Annotated in this window: 21 protein-coding genes; 9 read left to right on the top strand and 12 right to left on the bottom strand. The window is 62.5% G+C overall.

Going from position 1 to position 21116, the window contains the following annotated elements; translation table 11 throughout:
• Positions 1-12 precede the first annotated feature (12 nt).
• Genes hydA through AC3WLT_RS20010 form a run of 5 tightly spaced genes read right to left on the bottom strand, consistent with a single transcriptional unit; the run spans position 13 to position 5311 of the window.
• On the bottom strand, positions 13-1440 hold the full coding sequence (gene hydA / locus AC3WLT_RS20030; RefSeq protein WP_492593427.1) for a dihydropyrimidinase: 1428 nt from the start codon (positions 1438-1440) through the stop codon (positions 13-15).
• Positions 1437-2387, bottom strand: coding sequence for a dihydrodipicolinate synthase family protein (locus AC3WLT_RS20025; RefSeq protein ID WP_492593426.1), 951 nt, complete (start codon positions 2385-2387; stop codon positions 1437-1439). The genes hydA and AC3WLT_RS20025 overlap by 4 nt, the downstream gene beginning before the upstream one ends.
• Positions 2384-3610 (bottom strand): NAD(P)/FAD-dependent oxidoreductase, encoded by a 1227-nt coding sequence (locus tag AC3WLT_RS20020; RefSeq protein ID WP_492593425.1) that lies wholly within the window; start codon positions 3608-3610, stop codon positions 2384-2386. The genes AC3WLT_RS20025 and AC3WLT_RS20020 overlap by 4 nt, the downstream gene beginning before the upstream one ends.
• Complete coding sequence (locus AC3WLT_RS20015; protein WP_492593424.1) at positions 3607-5031, bottom strand: FAD-dependent oxidoreductase; 1425 nt, start codon at positions 5029-5031, stop codon at positions 3607-3609. The genes AC3WLT_RS20020 and AC3WLT_RS20015 overlap by 4 nt, the downstream gene beginning before the upstream one ends.
• Positions 5024-5311: a (2Fe-2S)-binding protein gene (locus AC3WLT_RS20010; protein ID WP_492593423.1), complete on the bottom strand. Its 288-nt coding sequence runs from the start codon at positions 5309-5311 to the stop codon at positions 5024-5026. Before AC3WLT_RS20010 ends, AC3WLT_RS20015 begins: the two co-directional genes overlap by 8 nt.
• A 172-nt stretch (positions 5312-5483) precedes the next feature.
• Between AC3WLT_RS20010 and AC3WLT_RS20005 the strand changes: the two genes are divergently transcribed.
• The 4 genes from AC3WLT_RS20005 (at position 5484) to AC3WLT_RS19990 (ending at position 8532) form a co-directional block, all read left to right on the top strand.
• The gene (locus AC3WLT_RS20005; protein WP_492593422.1) at positions 5484-6311 is read left to right on the top strand and encodes a transporter substrate-binding domain-containing protein; all 828 of its coding nucleotides are present in this window, start codon (positions 5484-5486) and stop codon (positions 6309-6311) included.
• Between the two features lie 148 nt (positions 6312-6459).
• Complete coding sequence (locus AC3WLT_RS20000; protein ID WP_492593421.1) at positions 6460-7128, top strand: amino acid ABC transporter permease; 669 nt, start codon at positions 6460-6462, stop codon at positions 7126-7128.
• Positions 7128-7817 (top strand): amino acid ABC transporter permease, encoded by a 690-nt coding sequence (locus AC3WLT_RS19995; protein ID WP_492593420.1) that lies wholly within the window; start codon positions 7128-7130, stop codon positions 7815-7817. The genes AC3WLT_RS20000 and AC3WLT_RS19995 overlap by 1 nt, the downstream gene beginning before the upstream one ends.
• Positions 7795-8532, top strand: a complete 738-nt coding sequence (locus tag AC3WLT_RS19990; RefSeq protein ID WP_492593419.1) for an amino acid ABC transporter ATP-binding protein — start codon at positions 7795-7797, stop codon at positions 8530-8532. Before AC3WLT_RS19995 ends, AC3WLT_RS19990 begins: the two co-directional genes overlap by 23 nt.
• 28 nt (positions 8533-8560) lie before the next feature.
• Here the strand turns inward: AC3WLT_RS19990 and AC3WLT_RS19985 are convergent, their stop codons facing one another.
• The 3 genes from AC3WLT_RS19985 to AC3WLT_RS19975 are packed head-to-tail and all read right to left on the bottom strand — an operon-like array spanning position 8561 to position 10429.
• On the bottom strand, positions 8561-9217 hold the full coding sequence (locus AC3WLT_RS19985) for a GntR family transcriptional regulator (protein ID WP_492593418.1): 657 nt from the start codon (positions 9215-9217) through the stop codon (positions 8561-8563).
• Positions 9218-9232: 15 nt separating this feature from the next.
• Entirely contained in the window at positions 9233-9442 is a 210-nt protein-coding gene (locus tag AC3WLT_RS19980) for a hypothetical protein (protein WP_492593417.1), read from the bottom strand.
• Between the two features lie 3 nt (positions 9443-9445).
• Positions 9446-10429, bottom strand: a complete 984-nt coding sequence (locus tag AC3WLT_RS19975; protein ID WP_492593416.1) for an aldo/keto reductase — start codon at positions 10427-10429, stop codon at positions 9446-9448.
• Between the two features lie 145 nt (positions 10430-10574).
• Here AC3WLT_RS19975 and AC3WLT_RS19970 point away from each other — a divergent pair, with 145 nt between their 5' ends.
• On the top strand, positions 10575-11474 hold the full coding sequence (locus AC3WLT_RS19970; protein ID WP_492593415.1) for a LysR family transcriptional regulator: 900 nt from the start codon (positions 10575-10577) through the stop codon (positions 11472-11474).
• 127 nt (positions 11475-11601) lie between these two features.
• Here the strand turns inward: AC3WLT_RS19970 and AC3WLT_RS19965 are convergent, their stop codons facing one another.
• The gene (locus AC3WLT_RS19965) at positions 11602-12498 is read right to left on the bottom strand and encodes a nucleotidyl transferase AbiEii/AbiGii toxin family protein (RefSeq protein WP_492593414.1); all 897 of its coding nucleotides are present in this window, start codon (positions 12496-12498) and stop codon (positions 11602-11604) included.
• Complete coding sequence (locus tag AC3WLT_RS19960; RefSeq protein ID WP_492593413.1) at positions 12473-13531, bottom strand: type IV toxin-antitoxin system AbiEi family antitoxin; 1059 nt, start codon at positions 13529-13531, stop codon at positions 12473-12475. Before AC3WLT_RS19960 ends, AC3WLT_RS19965 begins: the two co-directional genes overlap by 26 nt.
• A 270-nt stretch (positions 13532-13801) precedes the next feature.
• Between AC3WLT_RS19960 and AC3WLT_RS19955 the strand changes: the two genes are divergently transcribed.
• The gene (locus AC3WLT_RS19955; protein ID WP_492593412.1) at positions 13802-14152 is read left to right on the top strand and encodes a CppA family protein; all 351 of its coding nucleotides are present in this window, start codon (positions 13802-13804) and stop codon (positions 14150-14152) included.
• Here the strand turns inward: AC3WLT_RS19955 and AC3WLT_RS19950 are convergent.
• Together AC3WLT_RS19950 and AC3WLT_RS19945 are read right to left on the bottom strand one after the other, a co-directional pair.
• Positions 14078-16123 (bottom strand): putative bifunctional diguanylate cyclase/phosphodiesterase, encoded by a 2046-nt coding sequence (locus tag AC3WLT_RS19950; RefSeq protein ID WP_492593411.1) that lies wholly within the window; start codon positions 16121-16123, stop codon positions 14078-14080. The genes AC3WLT_RS19955 and AC3WLT_RS19950 overlap by 75 nt on opposite strands.
• Positions 16124-16531: 408 nt before the next feature.
• Positions 16532-16816, bottom strand: coding sequence for a hypothetical protein (locus AC3WLT_RS19945; RefSeq protein ID WP_492593410.1), 285 nt, complete (start codon positions 16814-16816; stop codon positions 16532-16534).
• Between the two features lie 321 nt (positions 16817-17137).
• Between AC3WLT_RS19945 and AC3WLT_RS19940 the strand changes: the two genes are divergently transcribed.
• Genes AC3WLT_RS19940 through AC3WLT_RS19930 form a run of 3 tightly spaced genes read left to right on the top strand, consistent with a single transcriptional unit; the run spans position 17138 to position 20569 of the window.
• Positions 17138-17629, top strand: coding sequence for an SET domain-containing protein (locus AC3WLT_RS19940; RefSeq protein ID WP_492593409.1), 492 nt, complete (start codon positions 17138-17140; stop codon positions 17627-17629).
• A 16-nt stretch (positions 17630-17645) separates the two neighbouring features.
• Positions 17646-18755, top strand: a complete 1110-nt coding sequence (locus AC3WLT_RS19935) for an ABC transporter substrate-binding protein (protein ID WP_492593408.1) — start codon at positions 17646-17648, stop codon at positions 18753-18755.
• Complete coding sequence (locus tag AC3WLT_RS19930) at positions 18755-20569, top strand: PAS domain S-box protein (RefSeq protein WP_492593407.1); 1815 nt, start codon at positions 18755-18757, stop codon at positions 20567-20569. Before AC3WLT_RS19935 ends, AC3WLT_RS19930 begins: the two co-directional genes overlap by 1 nt.
• The last annotated feature ends 547 nt before the right edge of the window (positions 20570-21116 follow it).

Genomic DNA, 21116 nt, shown 5'->3' with positions numbered 1-21116 from the left:
CGCTTACCGGCGTTACCAGTGCGCGCCCAGCTCGCCGCGCGCGACGAATTGGCCCTGTCCGGTACGGCCGACCCATTCGCCGTCGTCGATCAGCAGTTCACCCCGCAGCAGCACCTTCTTCACACGGCCCGTCACCTGATGGCCTTCGAACAGTGTGAAGTCGCAGTCGCTGTGTTGCGTCTGGGCGCAGATCGTATGCGGTTCGTCGGGATCGAATAGCACGATATCCGCGTCGCTGCCGATAGCGAGCGTGCCTTTCTTCGGGAACAACCCGAACAGTTTCGCGGGCGCGGTCGACGTCAATTCGACGAAGCGGTTCAACGAAATCCGGCCGCTCCGCACGCCGCCGTCGTACACCACCGTCATGCGCGTTTCGACGCCCGGCACGCCGTTCGGAATCTTCGAAAAGTCATCGCGCCCGAGCGGCTTCTGGTTCACGTTGCCGAGATGGCCTTCCTTCATGCAGTACGGGCAATGATCGGTCGATATCAACTGCAGATCGTCGGTCTTGAGCGCGGTCCATAGCGCGTTCTGGGCGTCTTTCGAGCGCAGCGGCGGACTCATGACGTAGCGCGCGAGATCGAAGCTGTCGTCGGCATATGCGGATTCGTCGAAGAACAGGTAATGCGGGCAGGTTTCGGCGAACACTGGAATGCCGAGATCGCGTGCCTCGATGACATGCTTGAGCGCTTCCTTCGCCGACAGGTGAACGAAGTACACGGGAGCCTCGGCCAGCTCGGCGAGTTTGATGCCGCGATGCGTGGCTTCGCCTTCCATGATCGCGGGACGCGTCAGCGCGTGATGGCGGGGCGAGGTGTGCCCTTGCGCCAGCGCCTCGCGAATCAGCAGGTCGATGACCGTGCCGTTCTCGGCGTGCAGCGCGATCATGCCGCCGTGCTGGCCGACCATCCGCATCGCCCGGAAAATCGTGGCGTCGTCGGACATCACGGTGCCCGGATACGCCATGAACATCTTGAAGCTCGACACGCCTTCGTGGCGGATCGCGTATTGCATGTCGGCCAGCACGTCTTCATCGACGTGCGTGACGATCACGTGAAATCCGTAGTCGATGCTGGCCGCCGAGCCCGCTTTCGACTGCGCTCTCGCGATGGCGTCGAGCGGACTGGTGCCGGCATTCTGCAACGCGAAATCGACGATCGTCGTGGTGCCGCCGAAAGCGGCCGAGCGGGTGCCGGAGGCGAAGTTGTCGCAGGTCACCGACGGCCCGAACGTATTCTCCATATGCGTATGGCAATCGACACCGCCGGGAAACACCAGCAGGCCGCTCGCGTCGATCACCTTCGTGTCCGGGCCGGCTTCCAGCTGCTGCCCGATACAGGCAATGCGTTCGCCTTCGATCATGATGTCGGCGCTGTAGTCGTCCACCGAGGTGATCAGGCGGCCGCCGCGGATAAGCGTGCGGGTCGTGCTGTGAGTCATGAGTGGCTCCGGTCGTGTTCGAGGGCAATCGAGAGCGCGCTTTCAAGACGGCCGGTTTCCGCGGCGGACAGCGGAGGAATCGGCGGCCGCATCGACGCGTGCGGAAATTTTCCGAGCAGATGAAGACAGGCCTTAAGCCGGGCGTTCGCATGCGATCCCGGCGCGGTGCCGTAAATGGCCTTCGCGAGCGGATAGATGCGGGCATGAAACCGCTGCGCTTCGGGCAGGTCGCCGCGCAGGACCGCGCGATAGAGCGCCACGATCAATTCCGGCACGACGACGGCGAGACTCACCAGGCTGCCTTCGGTGCCGACGGCAAAACACGTGAACAGGTGCTCGTCGCCGGAAGCCATGACGGCGACGTGCGGCGCTATCGATTTGACGAAGCGCCGGTTTCCCTCATAGGCCGCGGTCTCCCAACTGCCTTCCTTGATGGCCACGACCTCCGGCAATCCGACCAGCGCACGCAGCATGGGCTCCGTGTAGGCCATTGCTCCGGTGCTGACGCCCGCCTGGTACAGCATCATGGGCAGGCGCGCGTTGGCATTGGCGATCCGATGATGCGCGACGACGGTGTCGAGATCAGTGGAAAGCGCCCATGAGAAAGGCGGAAAAAGCAGCATCGCGTCGGCGCCCGCACGTTTTGCGTCGTCGGTATGCGCCTGCGCTTCGTAGCTGTCTTCGGAATTCACGCCGGCCACGATGATCGAGCGGTCGCCGCACACGCTGTGCGCGATCTCCACCACGCGCCGCTTTTCGTCGCGCGACAGCACGAAGTTCTCGCCGGCATGGCCGTTGATCAGCAAGCCGACAATACCGTCGACCGTGGCGACGTCCTCCAGATGGCGGGCGAGCGCAGCTTCGTCCAGATGACGGCCCTGCGCGTCGAGCGGACAAAGGGTGGCGGCATAGATGCCGTTGAAGGGGGCGTCATGCGAGGGAATCATTCAGTGTTTTCTCGAGGAGTAAGGGCGGGCGCGGCGGCTTGAACCACGAGCCGCGCGGGATCGAATAAGGGCAACTCGGGTGCCTCGCCGAGCATCGTCTGGGCGAGCAGTTTTCCCATATAGGGGCCGCTGGTGTAGCCGGAGTGCACGCAGCCGATGACCCAGGCATCCGTGAGGCCGGGCAGCGCGCCGAGCATCGGCATCGCGTCGGCGGTTTCGGCTTCGAGTCCGAGCCAGATGCGCGCAACGCGCGCTTTGGCGAGCGCCGGGATCACGTGCTGCGCCAGCCGAAGATTGCCGGTCAGGTTCTGCGGAATGGTTTCGACCGGGCCTCGAATACGGTCGCCGACGCCTTGCCAGCCGCCACCGATCAGCACGCTGCCATTGGCGAATTGCTTCATCGAGAGCAGCCCGTTGGCGATGCTCAGCACCGAACGCATGATGGGCGGCATGCGTTCGGTGACGATCAGCTGGTTGACGAGCGTCTTCACGGGAATGTGCACGTCGAGCATCGCCAGCAGCGGTTCGAGCCATACGCCGCCGGCCATGACGAGCCGCTTCGCGTCGATGCGAAGCGAAGCGGCGGCGCTGTCGGGACCGCTGTCGGGACCGGGTTCCGGGCCGTGCTCTGGGCCGCGTTCCTGGCCAGATACGCGATAGCATCCGTTCACCCGATCGATCCGCGTGACCGGCGTCTGCTCGACAATCCGCACGCCGGCTTCACGCAATGCCGCGTGATAGGCGCGGCCGGTCAGATAAGCGCTCGCGAAACCGTCGGTCGCGCAGAACGCGGCCTCCAGCATCGCGGGATTGAGTCCGGGCTCGACGGCGAGCGCGGCGTCGCGCTCGAGCAGGTCGATCTGCGCGCCGTATTCGCGGCGGGCAGCGGCGCGGGCCCGGAGCAGCTCCCGTTCGGCTTCGGTGAAGGCGAGCGAAAGACCCGGCGCGGCGGTTGCCAGCACGCCTTGACCGAGCCACTGGTCCGTCTCCATCCACATCTTCCATGCGCGGATCGCGTAGGGCACCAGCGCCGCCCGCGTCATGTGCAGAGTCAGCGTGCCGGCGTTCACGCCGGAAGCGGCGCGGCACAGCGCATCGCGCTCGATCACGGCCACCCGCATGCCGGCGCGCGCAAGGAACAGTGCGGTCGTGCAGCCCATCACGCCGCCGCCGACCACGGCAACATCGAACGGTCCGTGCAACGTTTCAGACAGTGCGTTCATAGCGGCGCCGCCTTGGGGATCGGGATGTCGTCGTAGGTGTAGTCGCCGGTCAGCGCTTCGACCGTCACCGGGCGCAGCGGCGTGCGCGCGGAAAAGCAGCCGACGCGTTCGCGCGATGCATCGTCCGCGCGGCGGGCGAGCAGTTCGCCCGCCATGTCGCCGCAGGTGCGCCCCTGGCAGGGGCCCATGCCGCATCGCGTCCATGCCTTGAGCTGGTTGACGTCATGAGCGCCCGCGTCGAAGGCCGCGTCGATTTCGGCGCGCGTCACATCCTCGCAGCGGCAGACGATGGTGCCGGGGGCAATGCTGTCCACGTGCCCGGGGCGCAGGGCCATCAGATTCGCCATCGCGTGACCGAAACGCGCAGCCTGGCGAGATGCGTCGCGCGCCGTCTCGACGAGGCTTTGCAGTCGCGCAGGCGCTTGCGCGCCGAGATCGAGTGCGCAGGCAAGTCCGGCCAGCGTGCCGTGCTTCGCGGCGGCGGCTGCGCCGGCGATCCCGGCGCCGTCGCCCGCGACATAGAGACGAGGGCGCGAAGTGCGCCCGTCCTGGTCGGCGACGGCAATCCAGCCGCCCGCTTCGCGCGAGTAGCGATGTTGTGCGCGCAACAGACGCGTCACCTCGGTAGACGGCGTGAGCCCATGACCGACGGCGACGCAATCGGCCGTCACGGTCCTGCGCTTTCCATCCACGGGACGCCCGCTTGCATCGCAAGGGGCGAGGGTCGCGCGCAGTTGATCGCCGGCCGGCTCGACCCGCACGATCGTATGGCGCGCATATCTGCGTGTGCCTGCACGGCGGATGGTGCTCCACCAGCGCAGACCCTCGCGCAACAGATCGGGACGCGCAAGCAGGGCGGGCACGGTGCGTAACCAGTCGCCGGTGCCGGCGAGATCCGCGATGGCCTCGACCCTGCCGCCGCCTTCGATCGTTTTGGCCGCCACGGCCGCGAGCAGCGGACCGCAGCCGGCGACGAGCGTCGACTGGCCGGGCAGCATGTGCTGCGACTTCAACAGGATGGTGGCGGCAGCCAGACCGATTACGCCAGGCGTGGTCCATCCTTCGAATGGCACGACCCGCTCGGTCGTGCCGGCTGCGGCGATCAGTGCGCGTGCGGTGCAATGCAGCGGGCCGTGCGGGCCCGTTGCGTCGATGCGATAGTCGCCGGTGACGGCCCATACGGAATGGCCGAAGAATGTCGTGACGCCGCTTGCGGCCAGCTCGCGGCGCAGTGTGTTTCCGGCCTCCTGATCCGCGCCGCCGGACGAAGCCGCGCCCTCGACCGGCGCCCGGTACACCTGACCACCCGCGGCCGGGTTCTCGTCGAACAGTGCGACGCTCAGTCCCGCAGCCGAAGCCGCCATCGCCGCATGGGCGCCGGCCGGGCCGCCGCCGAGCACCGCCACGTCGAAGTCAGACATCAGCGCCGGTCTCCGGAACGGTTTCGACACGCAAGCCGTCGACGACGCGCGTCTGGCAGGCCAGCACGCGGCGGCCATTCACCATCACGAGACACTCCTGGCAGGAACCCATCAGACAGAACATGCCGCGCGCCTGATGCAGGCGAGGGCTCACGCGCAGCGCCTTCCTGCCGCACGCAAACAGGGCCGCGGCGACACTCTCGCCGGCGCGCGCGGGGAGGCGCTGACCATCAAGAAAAAGCTCGACCGTGAGCGAGCTTTCCGCACTGTCGATACGCATGGTGTGTTCTCCGGGCATCGGTCCCAACCTCGCTTGACAAGTAATTTAGGCGATGTTTTGATACTAACGTATACGATACGTATACGCAAAGTCGCCAAAAAAGGAACGGCCTTGCGAATGCCTCGTCCGGATGCTTCAAACCTTAATCATGTAACGCTTACGGAGTCCACGAATGAAACTCTCGATCATCCTGGGCCGCATGCTCGCCGCTGGTATCGCGGCATGCGCGCTGCTCGGTTCACTCGATGCCGGCGCGCGCACGCTGGACGAGATTCTGGCGTCGAAGAAGATCGTATTCGGCATCAATCCGAATCTGCCGCCGCTCGGCAGCTACGACGCAAAGAACAACATTGACGGTTTCGACGTCAATATCGCGAGGAAGATCGCGGACTCGCTCGGCGTGAAACTGGAAATCGTGCCGGTCGGGTCGAACGATCGCGTGCCGTTCCTGATGACCGACAAGATCGACGCCGTGATGGGCGGCATGACGCGTAACGCCGACCGTCTCAAGGTCATCGACTTCACCGACCCGGTCAATACGGAAGTGCTCGGCGTGCTGACGACGCAGGACAAACCCTATAAAGACTGGACCCAGTTGAACGATCCGTCGGTGCGGCTGGTTCAGGTGCGTGGCACGACGCCGGTCAAGCTGATTCAGGAGAAGTTGCCGAAGGCGCAACTGCTGCTGCTCGACAACTATCCGGACGCCGTGCGCACGATTGCGCAGGGGCGCGCCGACGCGCTGATCGACGTGCTCGATTTCATGCTCAGTTATACGAAGAACTATTCGACGAAATGGCGTGTGGTCGATGAGCCGATCGAAGTAGATTACGACTGTATCGGCGTGAAAAAGGGCAACGCCGCGCTCACCGAGCGGCTGAACAAGGAGATCGCGACACTGCACAAGAGCGGTTTCGTCGCGGCGCGCTGGAAGCAATGGTTCGGCAGTCCGATGCTGCACGATCCGACTGCGGCTCCGCCAACGGCCGCCGCGCAGTGAGCGTGACCCATGAGCGTGACCCATGAGCGTGACCCATGAGCGTGACCCATGAGCGTGATCTGCGGGGCATGATCGAACGAACGCAGCGCGGCGCGCCGCAAGCGGGCGATGAACGCCCCACAACTTCGCCGCAAGGAGGCCTGTTTCGATGACGCTTCACTTCGGGCCCATCCTCGAGCAATGGCCGTATCTGCTCGGCGGCGCGTGGCTCAGTTTGCAGATCGCGGTGCTCGCATTCGGCCTCGGCATGCTGATCGGTCTCGTTTGCGCCGCGATCTTGCGCTATGGGTCGGCCTCGTTGCAGCGCGTGGTCAAAGCCTATGTGACTTTCGCGGCCAATACGCCGCAGCTCGTACAGATCTTCTTTCTGTTCTTCGCGTTGCCGGAGATCGGCATCACGCTCTCGCCGCTCACCGCGGTGGTGCTGGGCGCCACCTTCAACGCGGGTGCTTACCTGTGCGAAATCCAGCGGGCCGGCTTCGCGTCGGTTCGATGGGCGGAGATCGAAGCGGCCGAAGTGCTGGGTTTTTCGACGCCGCAAATCGTGCGTCACGTGATTTTTCCGCACGTCATGAAGGTGATGTTTCCGCCACTGTCGAACCAGTTCATCGTGATGACGCTCGGCACCTCGATGGCGGCGATCTTCGGCGTGGAGGAACTGACCGGGCGCACGTATAACATCAGCTCGCAGACCTATCTGTCGGTCGAAGCGTTCAGCGTGGCCGCGCTCATGTACATCGCGGTGACGGTGCTGGCCACCTTCGCGCTGGCGATGTTCGGGCGCCATGTCTGCCGCGCGAAGATAAAGGTGTTCTGATGTTCGCTTCGTCCATGGCTCAACTCACCCAACTGTTTTCGTACTACAACCTGTTGCTGTTGCTCGAAGGTTTCGCCGCCACCTTTGTGTTGTCGTCAATCGGCTGTTTCGCGGGATTCATAGCGGGTTTTCTCGTCGCGGTGCTGAGGGTGACGCGTTCGCGCGCCATGGCGCCGGTGCGCGCGATCATGTTCGTTTACTGCGCGCTGTTCCGGCGCATACCGTTCCTTGTCACGCTGATGCTGGTGTTTTTCGCGAGCCAGGCGATGAGCGCCAATCTGTCCACCTTCACGGTGGCGCTCGTCAGCGTCTGCCTGATCGCGTCGGCGTATCTCGGCGAGATCGTGCGAAGCGGCCTCGAGTCGGTTCACGTCAATCAGTGGGAAGCGGCCGGCACGCTGAACTTCAGTTATGTTCAGACGCTGCGCTACGTGATCGTGCCGCAGGCATGGCGCGTCATCGTACCGCCCACTTTCGGCTTCTTCGTGATGTTCATCAAGGATACCGCGCTGGCCTCGCAGATCGGTGTGATGGAACTCACGTCGGCCGGGAAGGTGCTCAACAACAAGGGCTTTTCCGCGTGGATCGTTTACGGTTCGATTCTGGCGCTCTATTTTCTGATGTCATATCCGCTGTCGCGCTTCGGTAAGCGCATGGAGAGGAAACTTGCCGCAACTCGAAATCGTTGACCTGAAGGCGTCTTATGGGCCGCACACGGTGCTGGAGAGAATCAGTCTCTGCGTCGAAAAGGGCGAGATAGTCAGTCTGATCGGGCCGTCCGGATCGGGTAAGAGCACCTTGCTGCGCGTGTTGATGGGGCTGCTCCGGCCGGTGCACGGCAGCGTGCATCTGAACGGCGCGGCCGTGAATTATGCCGACAAGGCCGCGGTGCGCGCGCTGCGCTCGGATATCGCGATCGTGTTCCAGCAGTACAACCTGTTCCAGAACATGACGGTGCTCGACAACGTCATGATCACGCCGACCAGAATCAAGGGCTGGCCGCGCAAGGAAGTCGAGGAAGACGCGATCAGGCTGCTGACGCGTGTCGGTCTTGCGCACCGGTTGCGTGCTTATCCCGACGAACTCTCGGGTGGCCAGCAGCAGCGAGTGGCGATTGCACGCGCGCTGGCGTTGAAGCCGAAGGTGCTGTTGCTCGACGAAGTCACGGCCGCGCTCGATCCCGAACTCGTGAACGAAGTGCTCGATACGATTCGCACGCTCGCCTCCGATGGCATCACGATGTTCATCGTGTCGCATGAGATGAGCTTCGTACGCGAGGTGTCGTCGAAAGTGGTTTTCATGGCGGGCGGCCATGTGATCGAGACCGGCACGCCGAAACAGGTATTCGACGCGCCGCAGGAAGCACGTACGCGCGAATTCGTCGGCAAGATACTGCGTCACTGATGCGGCTGTTCCGCAAAACTTGAATGCGTCAGATGTAGGTGCCTTCGCTGAGCCGTTCGAGTACGAAGCGGCGAAGGTTTTGCAGATGGGTGCGCACCGCCGCGCGTGCCGCGTCGGCGTCGTCCGCCGCATAGGCTTCGAGGATCGCGAGATGCTCCGCGCGATCTTCCTCGATGCGGTTGAACGGCGTGACCAGTTCGAACAGGCGGCTGTTGGTGCGGACCACGTCGATCGTGCGGGCCAGCACGTCGTTGCCGCTTGCGCGGGCCATCATCGTATGGACCTGGTCGTCGATCTGCCAGTGCGCCTGCTCCTGCTGGCCGCTGCTGAGCGCCTTGATCTTCCTGATCAACTGCTGAACCTGCTTCTTGTCGATCTTGCCGATGGCGAGCGCGATCGCTTCGGGCTCCAGCAGTTCGCGCACTTTCATGGCCTGAAAGTATTCCTGGGCGCTGACGAAGCGCACGGAATAGGAACGTGCGCCGGCGCGCACCAGCAGGCCTTCGCCTTCGAGACGCAGCAAGGCCTCGCGCATGGGGGTGCGTGAGATGTTGAGTTCGTCGGCAAGCCGTCCTTCAACGACCGGGCCGCCGCTGCGCAGCGCCTTGTCGAGAATCATGCGGCGCAGGGTCTGATACGCCAGTTCGCCCAGTTTTTCGGCACTGGCAGGGGAGGTTGTGTTCACGCTGTCTCGCAGAAGTTATATGCGAAGTATACGAACTGTATGCGGATGCGCAAGCGAGAAGCGAACAGCGAACAGCATGACGATGAAGCGGGTGACACCTTGGGTTCGGCGCTGACCAGCAGGAAAGTCGGTCGAAGCCGCGAGTTCGGCCTGTGCCTCGAAGCCGGCGATCCGCTTGCGCAGCGTCGCCAGTGTGCTTTCCTGGGCTTGTGAGCCGAGCACCATCCGTTAGCGGTCGACGCGCTGCTGCAGATACGCCGGGTAGCGATCGCCCACCACCTTGATCTGCTGCAGGGCGGTTTCGATCGTGGCCAGATCGTCGGCCGACAGCGCGACCGCGGCTGCGCCAATGTTCTCTTCCAGCCGATGCAGTTTCGTCGTACCCGGAATCGGCGCGATCCACGGCTTCTGGGCGAGCAGCCAGGCGATTGCGATCTGCGCACGCGTGGCGCCACGGCTGTTGGCGATCTTGCCGAGCACGTCGACGAGACCCGCGTTCGCCTTGCGGTTTTCCTCGGAGAAACGCGGCACGACGTTGCGGAAGTCGGTTTTGTCGAACGTTGTGTTCGCATCGATCGCGCCGGTCAGAAAGCCTTTGCCGAGCGGGCTGAACGGTACGAAACCGATGCCCAGTTCTTCGAGAGTCGGCAGTACCGTGTGTTCCGGCTCGCGCCACCACAGCGAATATTCGCTTTGCAGCGCGGCGACCGGCTGTACGGCGTGGGCGCGGCGGATCGACTGCGCGCCAGCTTCGGACATGCCGAAGTGCTTGACCTTGCCCTGCTGGATCAGATCCTTGACGGTGCCGGCCACGTCCTCGATCGGCACGTTCGGATCGACACGATGCTGATAGAACAGATCGATGCGATCGGTCTTCAACCGCTTCAGCGAGGCCTCGGCGACAGCACGGATCCGCTCGGGCCGGCTGTCGAGGGGCTTTTTCGAATCACCGTCCTGAAAGCCGAACTTGGTCGCGATCACGATCTGGTCGCGAAACGGCGCCACTGCCTCGCCGACCAGTTCCTCGTTCACGAACGGGCCATAGGCTTCAGCGGTGTCGAAGAAGGTCACGCCCTGCTCGAAAGCAGCCCGGATTAGCTCGATCCCTTCGGACTTTTCAGTGGCCGGGCCATAGCCATAGCTCAGACCCATACAGCCGAGACCGATCGCGGACACTTCAAGCCCGCTGTTTCCCAGTGTGCGTTTTTGCATGCTCTCCAACTCCTTTCGAGATATTCCAGGCGTGGCAGCCGCCGGCGGCAGCGCAAATCAGCGCTCAGAGGAGTCAAGCTTAGGCTGTTGTGCGTCGCTCAACAATACGGCTACAATTTCACGGGGTCTTGAGGGAAATTCATCTATGTTGCGTGCCGGCCTGTCCGAACTCACTGCTTTCGTCGCCATCGCCCATCAGCGAAGCTTCAGCGGGGCCGCGCGTACGCTGGGTGTCTCCCCGTCTGCGCTCAGCCATGCGATGCGAGGTCTCGAAGCGAGACTCGGCGTGCGCTTGTTCAACCGGACAACCCGGTCAGTCGCGCTGACCGAAGCGGGTGACCAGCTCCTGCGGCGCGTTGGACCGGCTATCGCGGATCTCGAGGACGCGGTGAACGATGTCGCTTCCGCACGCGATCGTCCCTCGGGCTCGATCCGCATCAGCGCATCCGAATCTGCGGCGAAATCTCTTGTTCGGCATGTGCTTCCCAATTTCCTCGCTGCTTACCCGGATATTCACGTGGAATTCGTCGTGGACACGCGGCTCGTGGACATCGTGGCTGATGGTTTCGATGCTGGCATTCGTGTCCTGGAGGATGTGCCGCGCGATATGGTCGCCATCCGGTTCGGCCCCGACATCCGCTTCGCCGCGGTGGCATCGCCCGACTACCTCACGCATCACGAGCGGCCAAAAGCGCCGCACGATCTGGCGCAGCACCGGTGTATCCGGTTCCGCTTCGAGAGCGGCGCGCTCTACCGATGGGATCTCGAGTATCGCGGTAAAAGCGCCAGCGTCGATGTCGACGGCCCGATGACTCTGGGCAATCTGAACCTGATGGTCGAGGCGGCGCTGGTTGGCATCGGCGTGGCGTGGGTGCCGGAATACCTGGTCGCGGAGCATCTGGCGGCGGGGCGGCTGGAGCAATTGCTGCCCGAATGGAGTCCTTCATTTCCGGGCGTGTGCCTCTATTACCCCGCCAATCGACATCCTCCGACCGCACTCAGGCTGTTCGCACAGGCGGTGCGGGAGTGGGCGAACAGCCAGTAGCCGCCCGCCGCGTGCCGGCAGCAATGTCGGGAGCGCCGAGCGATCCGTGCGTGCCTGGACCGGGATGAATGACGCCGATGTGATTGACTACGTGTCTAACATGCGTGCGGGCGGTCGCCTTGGAGATTCAGCGAGCCGCAGCGCTCAAAAAGCCGCGCCGGAATGCAGCAAGCGTCTTATCTGACGCGTCCGCAAAATCGTCCAGCAACTGCGCGGCCGCGCGCGCCAACATGTCACGCCTGAGTGTCTCGTAGCTTGCCTCGTCCGCGAGGATTGCCTTGACCGCGTCGAGCGTGGCAGGCAATGCTATCTGGCGTGCCTCCCGGCCGAGCAATGCCGACGCCGCGAGGTCGACGTTGTATTCGTACTCCACCAGCAGATCGGCCGCGGCCTCCCAGATGCGCTCTTCGTTTCCCGCCCTGAAGTAGCTCCGGAGGACGAGCAGGAGGTCCGATGCATCCGTATTCTTTCGCGTGCGACGATCGTGCCAGGCGAGGACTTTCAGTAACGTGAGCGCCGGCAGCGTCACTATGGGTACCGCGAGGTCTTCCCCGAGGTCGATCTCGATCGCATGATCGACGGCCTCGCGGAAACCGAGCACGTTCATCACAAAGTCGCCTTTCGGCGGCCATGCGATCGATCCGGCTGGCGCTTCGAGATCACCGAAGGGAACCAGGTCTAACGGAAGGGCCCAGCCGCCGGCCGGATCTCTGAACACCAATGTCTGCTGCGTTTTTCTATCAGCCTTGAAGAGACCGGTCGCCTCGAGCTCCCCGACGAGGCCGCCGTGAGCTTCCCAGCTGATCGCACAAACCGCGACGTCGATGTCCCGGGTTGCGCGCTCCGCGCGAACACCGTGTACGTGCCAGAGCACGATGTCGCGGGCGGTCGCACCCGCCACCACGAAATCAATGCCGCGCCGATCCGCTGCGTCCCGAACGTGACGCAGCAATGCGATGGTGGCCGGATGAACGGGCCGTTCCTCGCTGACCTTGGCGTTAGGGTTGGGAGAGGTACTGCTCATAGATCCATTGCGCAGCAGAGAGGTTGCGATCATCGCCCGACGCGACAAGATCGGCGTAAATAAGGAGCGGGTGCACGAGTGGTGGATCGCCGGCCTGCCAGCCGGACGCTGGCGTCCCGGGCCAGAATGCGTCGAGGATTTCGACGTCGCCCCGCGAATCCGGGCGAAGCCGGGCCTTCAGCATGAACTGACTGTCGAGCGCCGTCTGACTGTAGATTGTGACGCTGGCCGCCTTCAGATCGTGCGTCAGGACATCGGCGGCCGCTTCGCTGCCGAGCAGGCCCTTGAATTCAGCGAAGTCAAAGGTTCGCCACCAGTCTGGTTTTGCGCTCGCGAATCGTCTGGCGCCAAGCTTTGGGCGCAGGCGGGAAGGGTAGAGGCTTATCCATTCTTGAACCAGCTTTGGCCAGTCCGTGAAAATGCGCTCGCCGTTGCTCCTGAGCGCGACGAGTCCCCGCGACTGCAGGTCGTCGACGACCTGATTCACCGTGCTCAACGCTACGCCCGATGCTTGAGCAATGGCTCGATAGGGCTGTGACACGAGCCCTGGTTGCGTTGCGATGGCGAACATCACCTGCAGACCTTTGCGCGTGGTGGCGCGCGCTGTCGGAGCGCTGTGCAGAAGCTGCGGTTTGGCGCGGCCGATGACCATGACCGTGCCCTCGGGTTCGCTGATAAACGCGTTGCCGGCAGCATCCAGAAACGGGACTTTCCCGTCAATGAGACGGGCGGCAAGTTCGGAACCGATGTACGGCGCGACCAGCATGAGCTGGCGCCGATGCTCACCCGGTTGAGCGGCATACAGGCGATGTTGCGCGAGAAGGATGCCCGAGGCATCAGCCCGGGTCTTGATGAAAACGGGCATCTCGAACTTCTTTCCGGCGAGTTCGAACCGGATCGTGCCGTCGGTCAGGCCGTCCGATGCGCGCCGCGCGCGACCGGGTATGGCTTTGAAGATGCGCGTCGAGCGCCCGAAAGCCGCGCATGCGTCTTCGAGAAGCTGCTGCTCGTTGAAAGAGAGAGTACGTGGCATCTGACTACTCGTGTACGATTTATGGGTAGTGTATGAAAAAATCGTACATCAGTCAAAAATCGTACAAACATATAGCCATTTCTAGTCGCGTCAAGAAACATTCGAACAGCAGGGTGCTCGTTGTCTGATTTTTTGAGGTGTTCGTTTTTCCCGGCCTCGTCTCACCAAACGCAAAAGCCTCTTCTCTGCAGCAAGGAGGCGACGTGATCCTGTACCCGATGCAAGTTCCCCGCGCCTGACCGCCGTCTCGAAATCAGCCTTGAACCCAGCATGACTACTGTATATATTAACAGTACTGTTCATGCGTACAGTTCTGGAGGCGATATGGAGCATATGGTTCGTGTTCTTAACGACCGGGACCGCCGGACGCTGGCCTGGCTGCGGCAGCAGGTCAGCGACGCGTCACTGTCTGCGGCCGCCAGGCGGTGCAGCGGACCGACAAAGCCCTACGTGTCGCAAGTTTGCCGGTGCCTCGGGCTGCGCCCGCCGGAGTTCAGGACGTCTCGCCCGCACATACCGACGGCGACCGCCGAACAGTCGCTCGCGTCAATCCGCGAAATTCTGGCTGCAATGCCCGCAGGGCGTACTCCCGGCCAATGCAGCGGGGGCAGGAGCGTGTGAATCGTCTGCGGCCAGAGCAAGTACGGCTTCGGCGGACATGGGCTTACCGAACAGATAGCCTTGCATCTTGCTGCAACCCAGTTCATGCAGGATTTGCACCTGCTCTTCGGCTTCCGCGCCTTCCACCACGCAGTCGAGATCGAGATTGCGGCACAGGTCGATGATGGACTTGACGACCTTTTGCCCGGTTACATTGTCCACAATATCCCTGACGAAGCTGCGATCGATCTTGATCTTGTCGAGCGGCAAACGGTGCACGTACGTAAGGCTCGAGAATCCAGTGCCGAAATCGTCCAGCGCAATGCGAACGCCGAGTTGCTTGAGCAAGCGAAGCGATTCGCTCGCCACCCCGAAATCGCTCACGAGCGCAGTTTCGGTGATTTCCATTTCGATCCGGTGTGGCGGCATTCCACTCGCAAGGACGATCCGGATAATGCGCTGGATCGCATCGGGTGATCCGATGTCGCGAGCCGACAGATTGAACGACACGCACGTGGCGTTTCGCCACTGTTTGGCGTGCCTGAGCGTTTTCCACAGCAGAATTTCGCTCATCGGCAGGATCCGGTTCGACCGCTCTGCGCACCTGATGAATTCCGCCGGCGAAACGATGCCGAGCTTGTCATGTGTCCAGCGTGCAAGCGCCTCGAATCCCAGAATGCGTTGGTCAGGTAACTCGACAATCGGTTGAAACACTACAAAGAGTTCGCGTTCGAGGTTGGCATGGGCGAGCGCCTGCTCGACCAGCGCCGTGCGGCGCCTTTCGCTTTCGTGCGCGTGCGAAAAGATGACGGGTTCTCCCCGGGCGTTTTGCTTTGCATGGTATAGCGCGTGATCCGCACGCTCAAACGGGAGTTCGAAGCTGACAGTATCGGCATCCGATACGGCGAACCCGATCGACGCGGATAATCTGAGTGTGAGATCCGCCACTTCATACGGTTGCCGAAGCAAACGGCAAATTGCCCCGCCGCAAAGCATCAGTTCGTCAGCGGAGAGATCACCGCGAATCAGCATGCCGAACTCGTCTCCGCCGAGGCGCGCAAAGAAGATCTCAGATTCCCTGAACTCGCCGAGACGGCGCCCCGCTTCGGCGAGCACTCGATCCCCTGTCGCATGACCGTAAGCATCGTTGACGAGCTTGAAGTCGTCGAGGTCGATGAGCCCGATTGCCACACGGCCTGCATCTGCCGGCGTCGAAGCGGCGATGCAGGAGAGGAACGCGCGCCGGTTCGGCAGCCCGGTCAGCGAGTCGAGATTCGCCAGCTGGAAATTTTCGTCGCTCAGACGCTGCGTCTCCAGTTGCTTCATCTTCAGGTCGGCCGATGACTCGATCAATCGCGCAAAATGCCGGTAGTGAACGAACAGCACAACAGTCATCGCGATGGACACGAGCAAAAGGTTCACCGCAATCAGCACAAGCACCAGCTTGCCGGTCAACGAAAAGAAGATCGAGAACGGCACGATCACGACGACGGCCAGCGATAACGCTGCGGCGCGCAGGTGCATCAGGCAGAAGATGCAGCCGATCACCGTGATCGACATATAGAACGCGACGTGGACCTTTGCGTAGGCATCGCCGTATCGGTACAGACTCAGGGCCCACGCCGTAAACACCACGCCGAGCAGCGGCACGAGCCGCGCGGTGATCCGCAGCCGCCTCGCAAGGGTGGCGGCATCGACGTCGGCGTGGCGGGTCCGCCGCCACCAGACGAGACGGCCGAGGCAAACGGCGGACAGCAGGGCCGGTACGACAGCGCTTAGAAAGAGTGGAGCGGAAGCGAGATGCGTGAGGGCTAATGCAATGCTGTTCGTAACGAGGATGAAGTACAGCAGCGGGATCTGCGTCGACAGTGCGACCGACTGCGATCGGTTCAGCTCCTCGTTTTCTACCGATACCGCGAATAGCGTGATGCCGGATCGGAAGAATTGTTTACAGTGAATGAACCACGGGCGATAAAGTTGACGACTTGTCATGATGCCTGGCTGGCTAATTCCGGTATGCGCGTGAATGTGGCGACGTGGACAATCGCCCGCACAGTTTTGATAGCAGCGTGGGACATCTGGTCTCGCGTGGCGGCTGTTGCGCAAGATCGAGTTGCGTTGCTCCGCGCAGTCATTATGCGTATACGGCAGTCCTGGTCATTACTGAAGGACGAAATCCGCGATTCATAAAAGAATCTGTAGTCGCTGCTACTCGACGAGGACTCGCTCTGGCATAACCTGGCTATCGTGAGCGGCAATTCGTTGGGAGGATTGCGGGCGTGGACGTGTCTCGATCGTCCTTGTCAGTATTTGCTGATTTTTCTTGTAGGGATATGCCTATAAAGCATCCTCATCAAGACAGGCCTCCCTATCGGCGGTCGCGAAGACCAGATGCGACGGCTAGGGCGCGGTGTGCATGAGCAGGTTGTCGGCGCGATAAATCAATTCGCCCAGCAGTCTGGTTTGCTCAGGTGTGAGAGCGTCCGCGTGATACTTCAGCAATTCGGCGAGTGTGCTGCTCAGCAGACTGATCCGCCCATACTTCTGGTCCAGCAGGGGCCAGCATTGCATCAGATAGATGAGAGGAATGATGCTGCGCGTGGCGCACCAGTCGTCGAACAGAATCAGGCAAATCGTATCGATGTGATCTGCGTCGCTTACGCCTTCAGAGGGAACTGCACACATGACGGCACAACACTCGGGAGGACAGTAAGATTACGATGGTAGGGGAACAATCGTGTTACTCCTGTCAGGAGCGGTGGAAATTACAGGTCGAATGACCTGATCTGTCTGTCAGGAAATCCTGCACAAGTTTAATTTGACGGCGGGAACTTCCTCGTCGAATGACGAGTCCGCAGCGTCACCACGTTTGCAGCACCCTCATCCATGTTGACGTGAGCCGGACAACGCGGATAGGCCACGCCGATCGTCGCCGGGGCATCGGCAGGAATTTTGGCATGCGAGCATCCGCCTATCCATTTTTACTCTTTCATTGAGCCAGCGGACATGCGTAGCGTGGTGGTGCGAAGGTCCCCGGTGCACGGCAAAGGCGTATTTGCGCTGCGGACGATCAAGGCCGGCGAACGGATCCTCGAATACAAGGGTGAAGTCACTATGTGGGATCGAGCGGTCAAACGCTACCAGCGTGACGGTCGCGCTGACGGGCATACCTTCTTCTTTGGTTTGTCCGACGGGCGTGTCATCGATGGCGAACGCGGCGGCAATAGCGCGCGCTGGCTGAACCATGCCTGCGTGCCCAACTGCGAAACGGTCGAAGAGGGGCAGAGGGTTTTTGTGATCGCTGCCGCCGATATAAGCATGGGCGACGAGTTGTTCATCGACTATCAACTGAGTGTCGAAGGGCGCCGGACTGAGGCAGTGCGGGCGCGCTACCGCTGTCTGTGCGGCGCGGCCGGCTGCCGTGGCTCGATGCTAGGCCGCTCCATGAAAACAGATCGCAGCAAGCGTCGGCCCGCGCGCAGCGCCCCACAGCGGTAACCGAGTGAATCGTCTTATGAATCGCAGAAAAGCATTGCTCGCCTGCGCGCATGCCGGCCTGCTGTGCATGACGCGCCCCACTTTTGCATCCAGGCCGTCGCCTCGTGTGGTATTCCTCAACCCGGGCGAGGCCGTCGAACGTGGCACCGGCCAGCATTGGCAACTGACCGCCCAATTCATGGCCGTCGCAGCGAAGACCTTCGATATGCAACTGGAGGTCCTTTACGCGGAGCGTGATCACCTGTTGATGCTGCGTCAAGCCGAGGAGGTCGCGCGACGTCCGGATGCGCCGGACTATGTCGTGATCGTCAACGAAAAGATGGCCGCGCAGCAGATGCTGAAGACGTTGGCGCGTTCACCGGCGAAGGTGCTGCTCCTCCATAACGATCTGACGCCAGGGCAGCGGCATGAGATCGGCAATGAACGGCAGCAGATCCGGAACTGGATCGGAACGGTGACGGCAAACGCCGCGCTCGGTGCCTACCGGTTGATGGAATATCTGTACCAATGCCTTGGCCAGGGTGGGGCGCAGGTGATCGGCATTACAGGAGACCCCAAAACGCCAGTCTCGCAGGAGCGTGCCGCCGGTGTCGAGACGTTCCTTGCCCAGACTCCGAATGCGCGCACCAGCCAACTGGTTTTCAGCGACTGGAGCTACGCCGACAGCAATCAAAAGGCCCGCGTGCTGCTTGCCCGGTATCCGGACGCCAATGTGATCTGGGCCGCGAACGACTCGATGGCGCTCGGGGCGTTGAACGCGGTCAAGGCGCGCAGCGCTCGCGTTCTCGTCGGAGGAGTGGGGGCCCTGCAAGAGGCGCTGGCCAACGTAGCTGACGGCGGTCTGGCGGCCATGGTGGCAGGGGACTATTTCATCGGCGCCTGGGCCATGGTTCTGCTGCACGACTATCATCACGGCAAGGACTTCGCCGCGTCCGGAGGCGTTCGCCAAAAGCTCGACTACCTGAGCGTCATCCACCATGACAACGTCGCTCGGTACAATGAGGCCGTTTTTGGGCACGGCCATACGCTTGACTTCGGCCTGTACTCCAAATACCTGTATCCACGTGCCGGCCCATACGACTTCAGCCTGGAACGGCTCCTGAACACCGCACCGAAGGATTCCTGATGCGTCTGTCTCCACGGCTTGCGCGCTCGCTCAGTCTGCACACCAAGCTGATGCTCGCCCTCGTCGTGCTCGTCGCGCTGGTGGTCGGCACCTCCGTGTACAGTCTGGTCGAACACGAGCGGGAGCGACGGCTCGTCGAGCTGGAGGAGCGAGCCACACGGATCGCCGATCTGTTCAGCCATTCGCTGGCGCAACCTTTGTGGAACGTCGATCGTGGCGCAATCGACAGCCAGCTTGCCGCGCTTGCGCCCAATCCCGAGGTCGCGGAATTCACGGTGACGGCGGCGAATTACGGCACGGTGTCCTCCGTCAAGGGCGCACATCATCCTGACCCGGGCGACAGCGTGGTGCGCATCAGGGCGATCGAATATGATCCGCCCGGCGCGGCGCCGCGGGAAAAGATCGGCGAGATCCGCGTCGTCCTGACGAAGGCGGCCGCCGAACAGGCGATCGGGCGCGCCCGCAGGACCATTCTCGCGACGATGGCGATGGTTGTCGCCGCACTCTATGCCGCGACTTTCATCCTGCTCAAGCGGATGGTGCGCAGCCCGATCAATCGCCTGGAAGAGATGGTCGACCGGATCGCCGGCGGCGATCTTGACGCGCGCTGCGTAGTGGAATCCGGAGATGAACTGGGGCGGCTTGCTACACGCGTGAATGTCATGGCGGACCGGCTCCGCGAATCGACGGCGTGCCTGCGCGAGAGCGAAAGAAAGTACCGCAGTATCGTGGAGAATTCGCTCGAAGGCATCTTCCTGCTGGATCGCAGCGGGCGGCTCAACGAGGCCAACGCGGCGACGGCGCAACTGCTCGGGTACGACACGGCGACCGAGCTGATCGAAGCATCGACCAACGATCCGGACCGGAGGCCGTTTTCGCCGGCACAAACCGAGCACCTGTTCGACATCCTGAACGCGCGCGGCGAAATTGCCGGCCTCGAACTGCAGTTGCACCGGCTGGACGGCAAGCCGATCTGGGCTCAGTTGAACGCACGTGGCGTCGCTGACAGCGATGGCGCCCCGCAGTCTATCGAGGGCCTGCTGACCGATGTGACCGTCCGCAAGCGCGCGGAGGAGAACTTGCGCCGCCATCGTGACCAGCTCGAACTGGAAGTCGGCGAGCGCAAGCGGACCGAGCTCGAACTGTTGGCGTCGCGCGAGCAAATGCGCGAGTTGTCCGCACATCTGGAGGCGGTCCGCGAGGAGGAGAGAAAACGCATCGCGATGGAAATCCACGATGAACTCGGCCAGTTGCTGACCGCGCTGAAAATGGACGTGTCGTTGCTGAAGATGCATCTCGCCGGCGATTCCGTTGCAATGCGAAAAGCCGTTGAGATGCGGGAACTGGTCGAGAAAACCATCCAGATCGTGCGCCACGTGTCGAGCCACCTTCGGCCGGCTGCGCTGAACTTCGGTCTTGCGTCGGCGCTGGAATGGCTCGCCGAGGACTTCAGCCGCCATGCGCAGATTCCCTGCTACTTTCATATGGAGGGTGCCGAACCCAATTTCGCCGATCCGCGTGCGACGGCGATATTCCGCATCGTGCAGGAGTCGCTGACCAATGTGGCCCGCCATGCTGAAGCGTCGCGCGTTGACGTGACGCTGGTCAGCACCGAAACGGGCATCGAGTTGAGCATCTGCGATGACGGAAGAGGTTTCGATACCGTGGCTGCGCGCGCTGGCTACTCGTACGGCTTGCAGGGGATGGCCGAACGCGCCCGGTTGATCGATGCCAGCCTGCATATCCAGAGCGAGCCGGACTCCGGATCGGTCGTGCGCCTTTGGGTCCAGGACGATTTCGTTACCTCCCGGTAACCGGTGGGGAGCACCCCAAGCTCTGCCGCGGGGCCACGCGGGGCCTGTTCACGCGGGGCCTGTTGTATACCGCGAATTCCTTTTCCGGCAACACATCAAGCACCGCCTCTTCTGTCCCCGCCACAACGCCGGATCGGCCCAGCATGCCGCCAGAGTAGGGCGGCTCCCGGCATGACAGCTAATGTAAGGATATCCTGACACGCGAATCAATGATTCCCCACCGCGCGATCCGCCGCTCCCGACGGAAAGAAGTATTTCGAAGCCCTAGCATGGTTTCGTACGGGATCACACGGAGGCGGATATGACAACGGCGGAGAAGTCCTTGCGCGTGCTGGTTGACAAGTGGTTTGGCGCGACTGGCGTACGTCTTGTGCGTGTTCAGCTTCGCCGTCTCCCGGGGCCCGCCGCCGCACGCTGTATTTGCGTCGAGGCCCAGCGGCCGGCCGGTACGCTTACGGTGTTTTTCTTCCGTCACAACGATGGCAACTGGCAAGTGTTTCCGCCGGAGACGATCCGACCTGCTATGAGCCTCGACCGGCTTGCCGCC

The organism is Paraburkholderia sp. FW306-2-2C-D06C (assembly GCF_058781505.1).
The sequence above is the reverse complement of the archived record's forward strand: the minus strand, read 5'-3'. Positions and strand labels throughout refer to the sequence as shown.

Bases quoted from the DNA above. Each gene is read 5' to 3' on its own strand.
- hydA (WP_492593427.1), bottom strand. From the start codon at position 1,440: ATGACTCACAGCACGACCCGCACGCTTATCCGCGGCGGCCGCCTGATC.
- AC3WLT_RS20025 (WP_492593426.1), bottom strand. From the start codon at position 2,387: ATGATTCCCTCGCATGACGCCCCCTTCAACGGCATCTATGCCGCCACC.
- AC3WLT_RS20020 (WP_492593425.1), bottom strand. From the start codon at position 3,610: ATGAACGCACTGTCTGAAACGTTGCACGGACCGTTCGATGTTGCCGTG.
- AC3WLT_RS20015 (WP_492593424.1), bottom strand. From the start codon at position 5,031: ATGTCTGACTTCGACGTGGCGGTGCTCGGCGGCGGCCCGGCCGGCGCC.
- AC3WLT_RS20010 (WP_492593423.1), bottom strand. From the start codon at position 5,311: ATGCGTATCGACAGTGCGGAAAGCTCGCTCACGGTCGAGCTTTTTCTT.
- AC3WLT_RS20005 (WP_492593422.1), top strand. From the start codon at position 5,484: ATGAAACTCTCGATCATCCTGGGCCGCATGCTCGCCGCTGGTATCGCG.
- AC3WLT_RS20000 (WP_492593421.1), top strand. From the start codon at position 6,460: ATGACGCTTCACTTCGGGCCCATCCTCGAGCAATGGCCGTATCTGCTC.
- AC3WLT_RS19995 (WP_492593420.1), top strand. From the start codon at position 7,128: ATGTTCGCTTCGTCCATGGCTCAACTCACCCAACTGTTTTCGTACTAC.
- AC3WLT_RS19980 (WP_492593417.1), bottom strand. From the start codon at position 9,442: ATGGTGCTCGGCTCACAAGCCCAGGAAAGCACACTGGCGACGCTGCGC.
- AC3WLT_RS19975 (WP_492593416.1), bottom strand. From the start codon at position 10,429: ATGCAAAAACGCACACTGGGAAACAGCGGGCTTGAAGTGTCCGCGATC.
- AC3WLT_RS19970 (WP_492593415.1), top strand. From the start codon at position 10,575: ATGTTGCGTGCCGGCCTGTCCGAACTCACTGCTTTCGTCGCCATCGCC.
- AC3WLT_RS19965 (WP_492593414.1), bottom strand. From the start codon at position 12,498: ATGAGCAGTACCTCTCCCAACCCTAACGCCAAGGTCAGCGAGGAACGG.
- AC3WLT_RS19960 (WP_492593413.1), bottom strand. From the start codon at position 13,531: ATGCCACGTACTCTCTCTTTCAACGAGCAGCAGCTTCTCGAAGACGCA.
- AC3WLT_RS19955 (WP_492593412.1), top strand. From the start codon at position 13,802: ATGACTACTGTATATATTAACAGTACTGTTCATGCGTACAGTTCTGGA.
- AC3WLT_RS19950 (WP_492593411.1), bottom strand. From the start codon at position 16,123: ATGACAAGTCGTCAACTTTATCGCCCGTGGTTCATTCACTGTAAACAA.
- AC3WLT_RS19945 (WP_492593410.1), bottom strand. From the start codon at position 16,816: ATGTGTGCAGTTCCCTCTGAAGGCGTAAGCGACGCAGATCACATCGAT.
- AC3WLT_RS19940 (WP_492593409.1), top strand. From the start codon at position 17,138: ATGCGTAGCGTGGTGGTGCGAAGGTCCCCGGTGCACGGCAAAGGCGTA.
- AC3WLT_RS19935 (WP_492593408.1), top strand. From the start codon at position 17,646: ATGAATCGCAGAAAAGCATTGCTCGCCTGCGCGCATGCCGGCCTGCTG.
- AC3WLT_RS19930 (WP_492593407.1), top strand. From the start codon at position 18,755: ATGCGTCTGTCTCCACGGCTTGCGCGCTCGCTCAGTCTGCACACCAAG.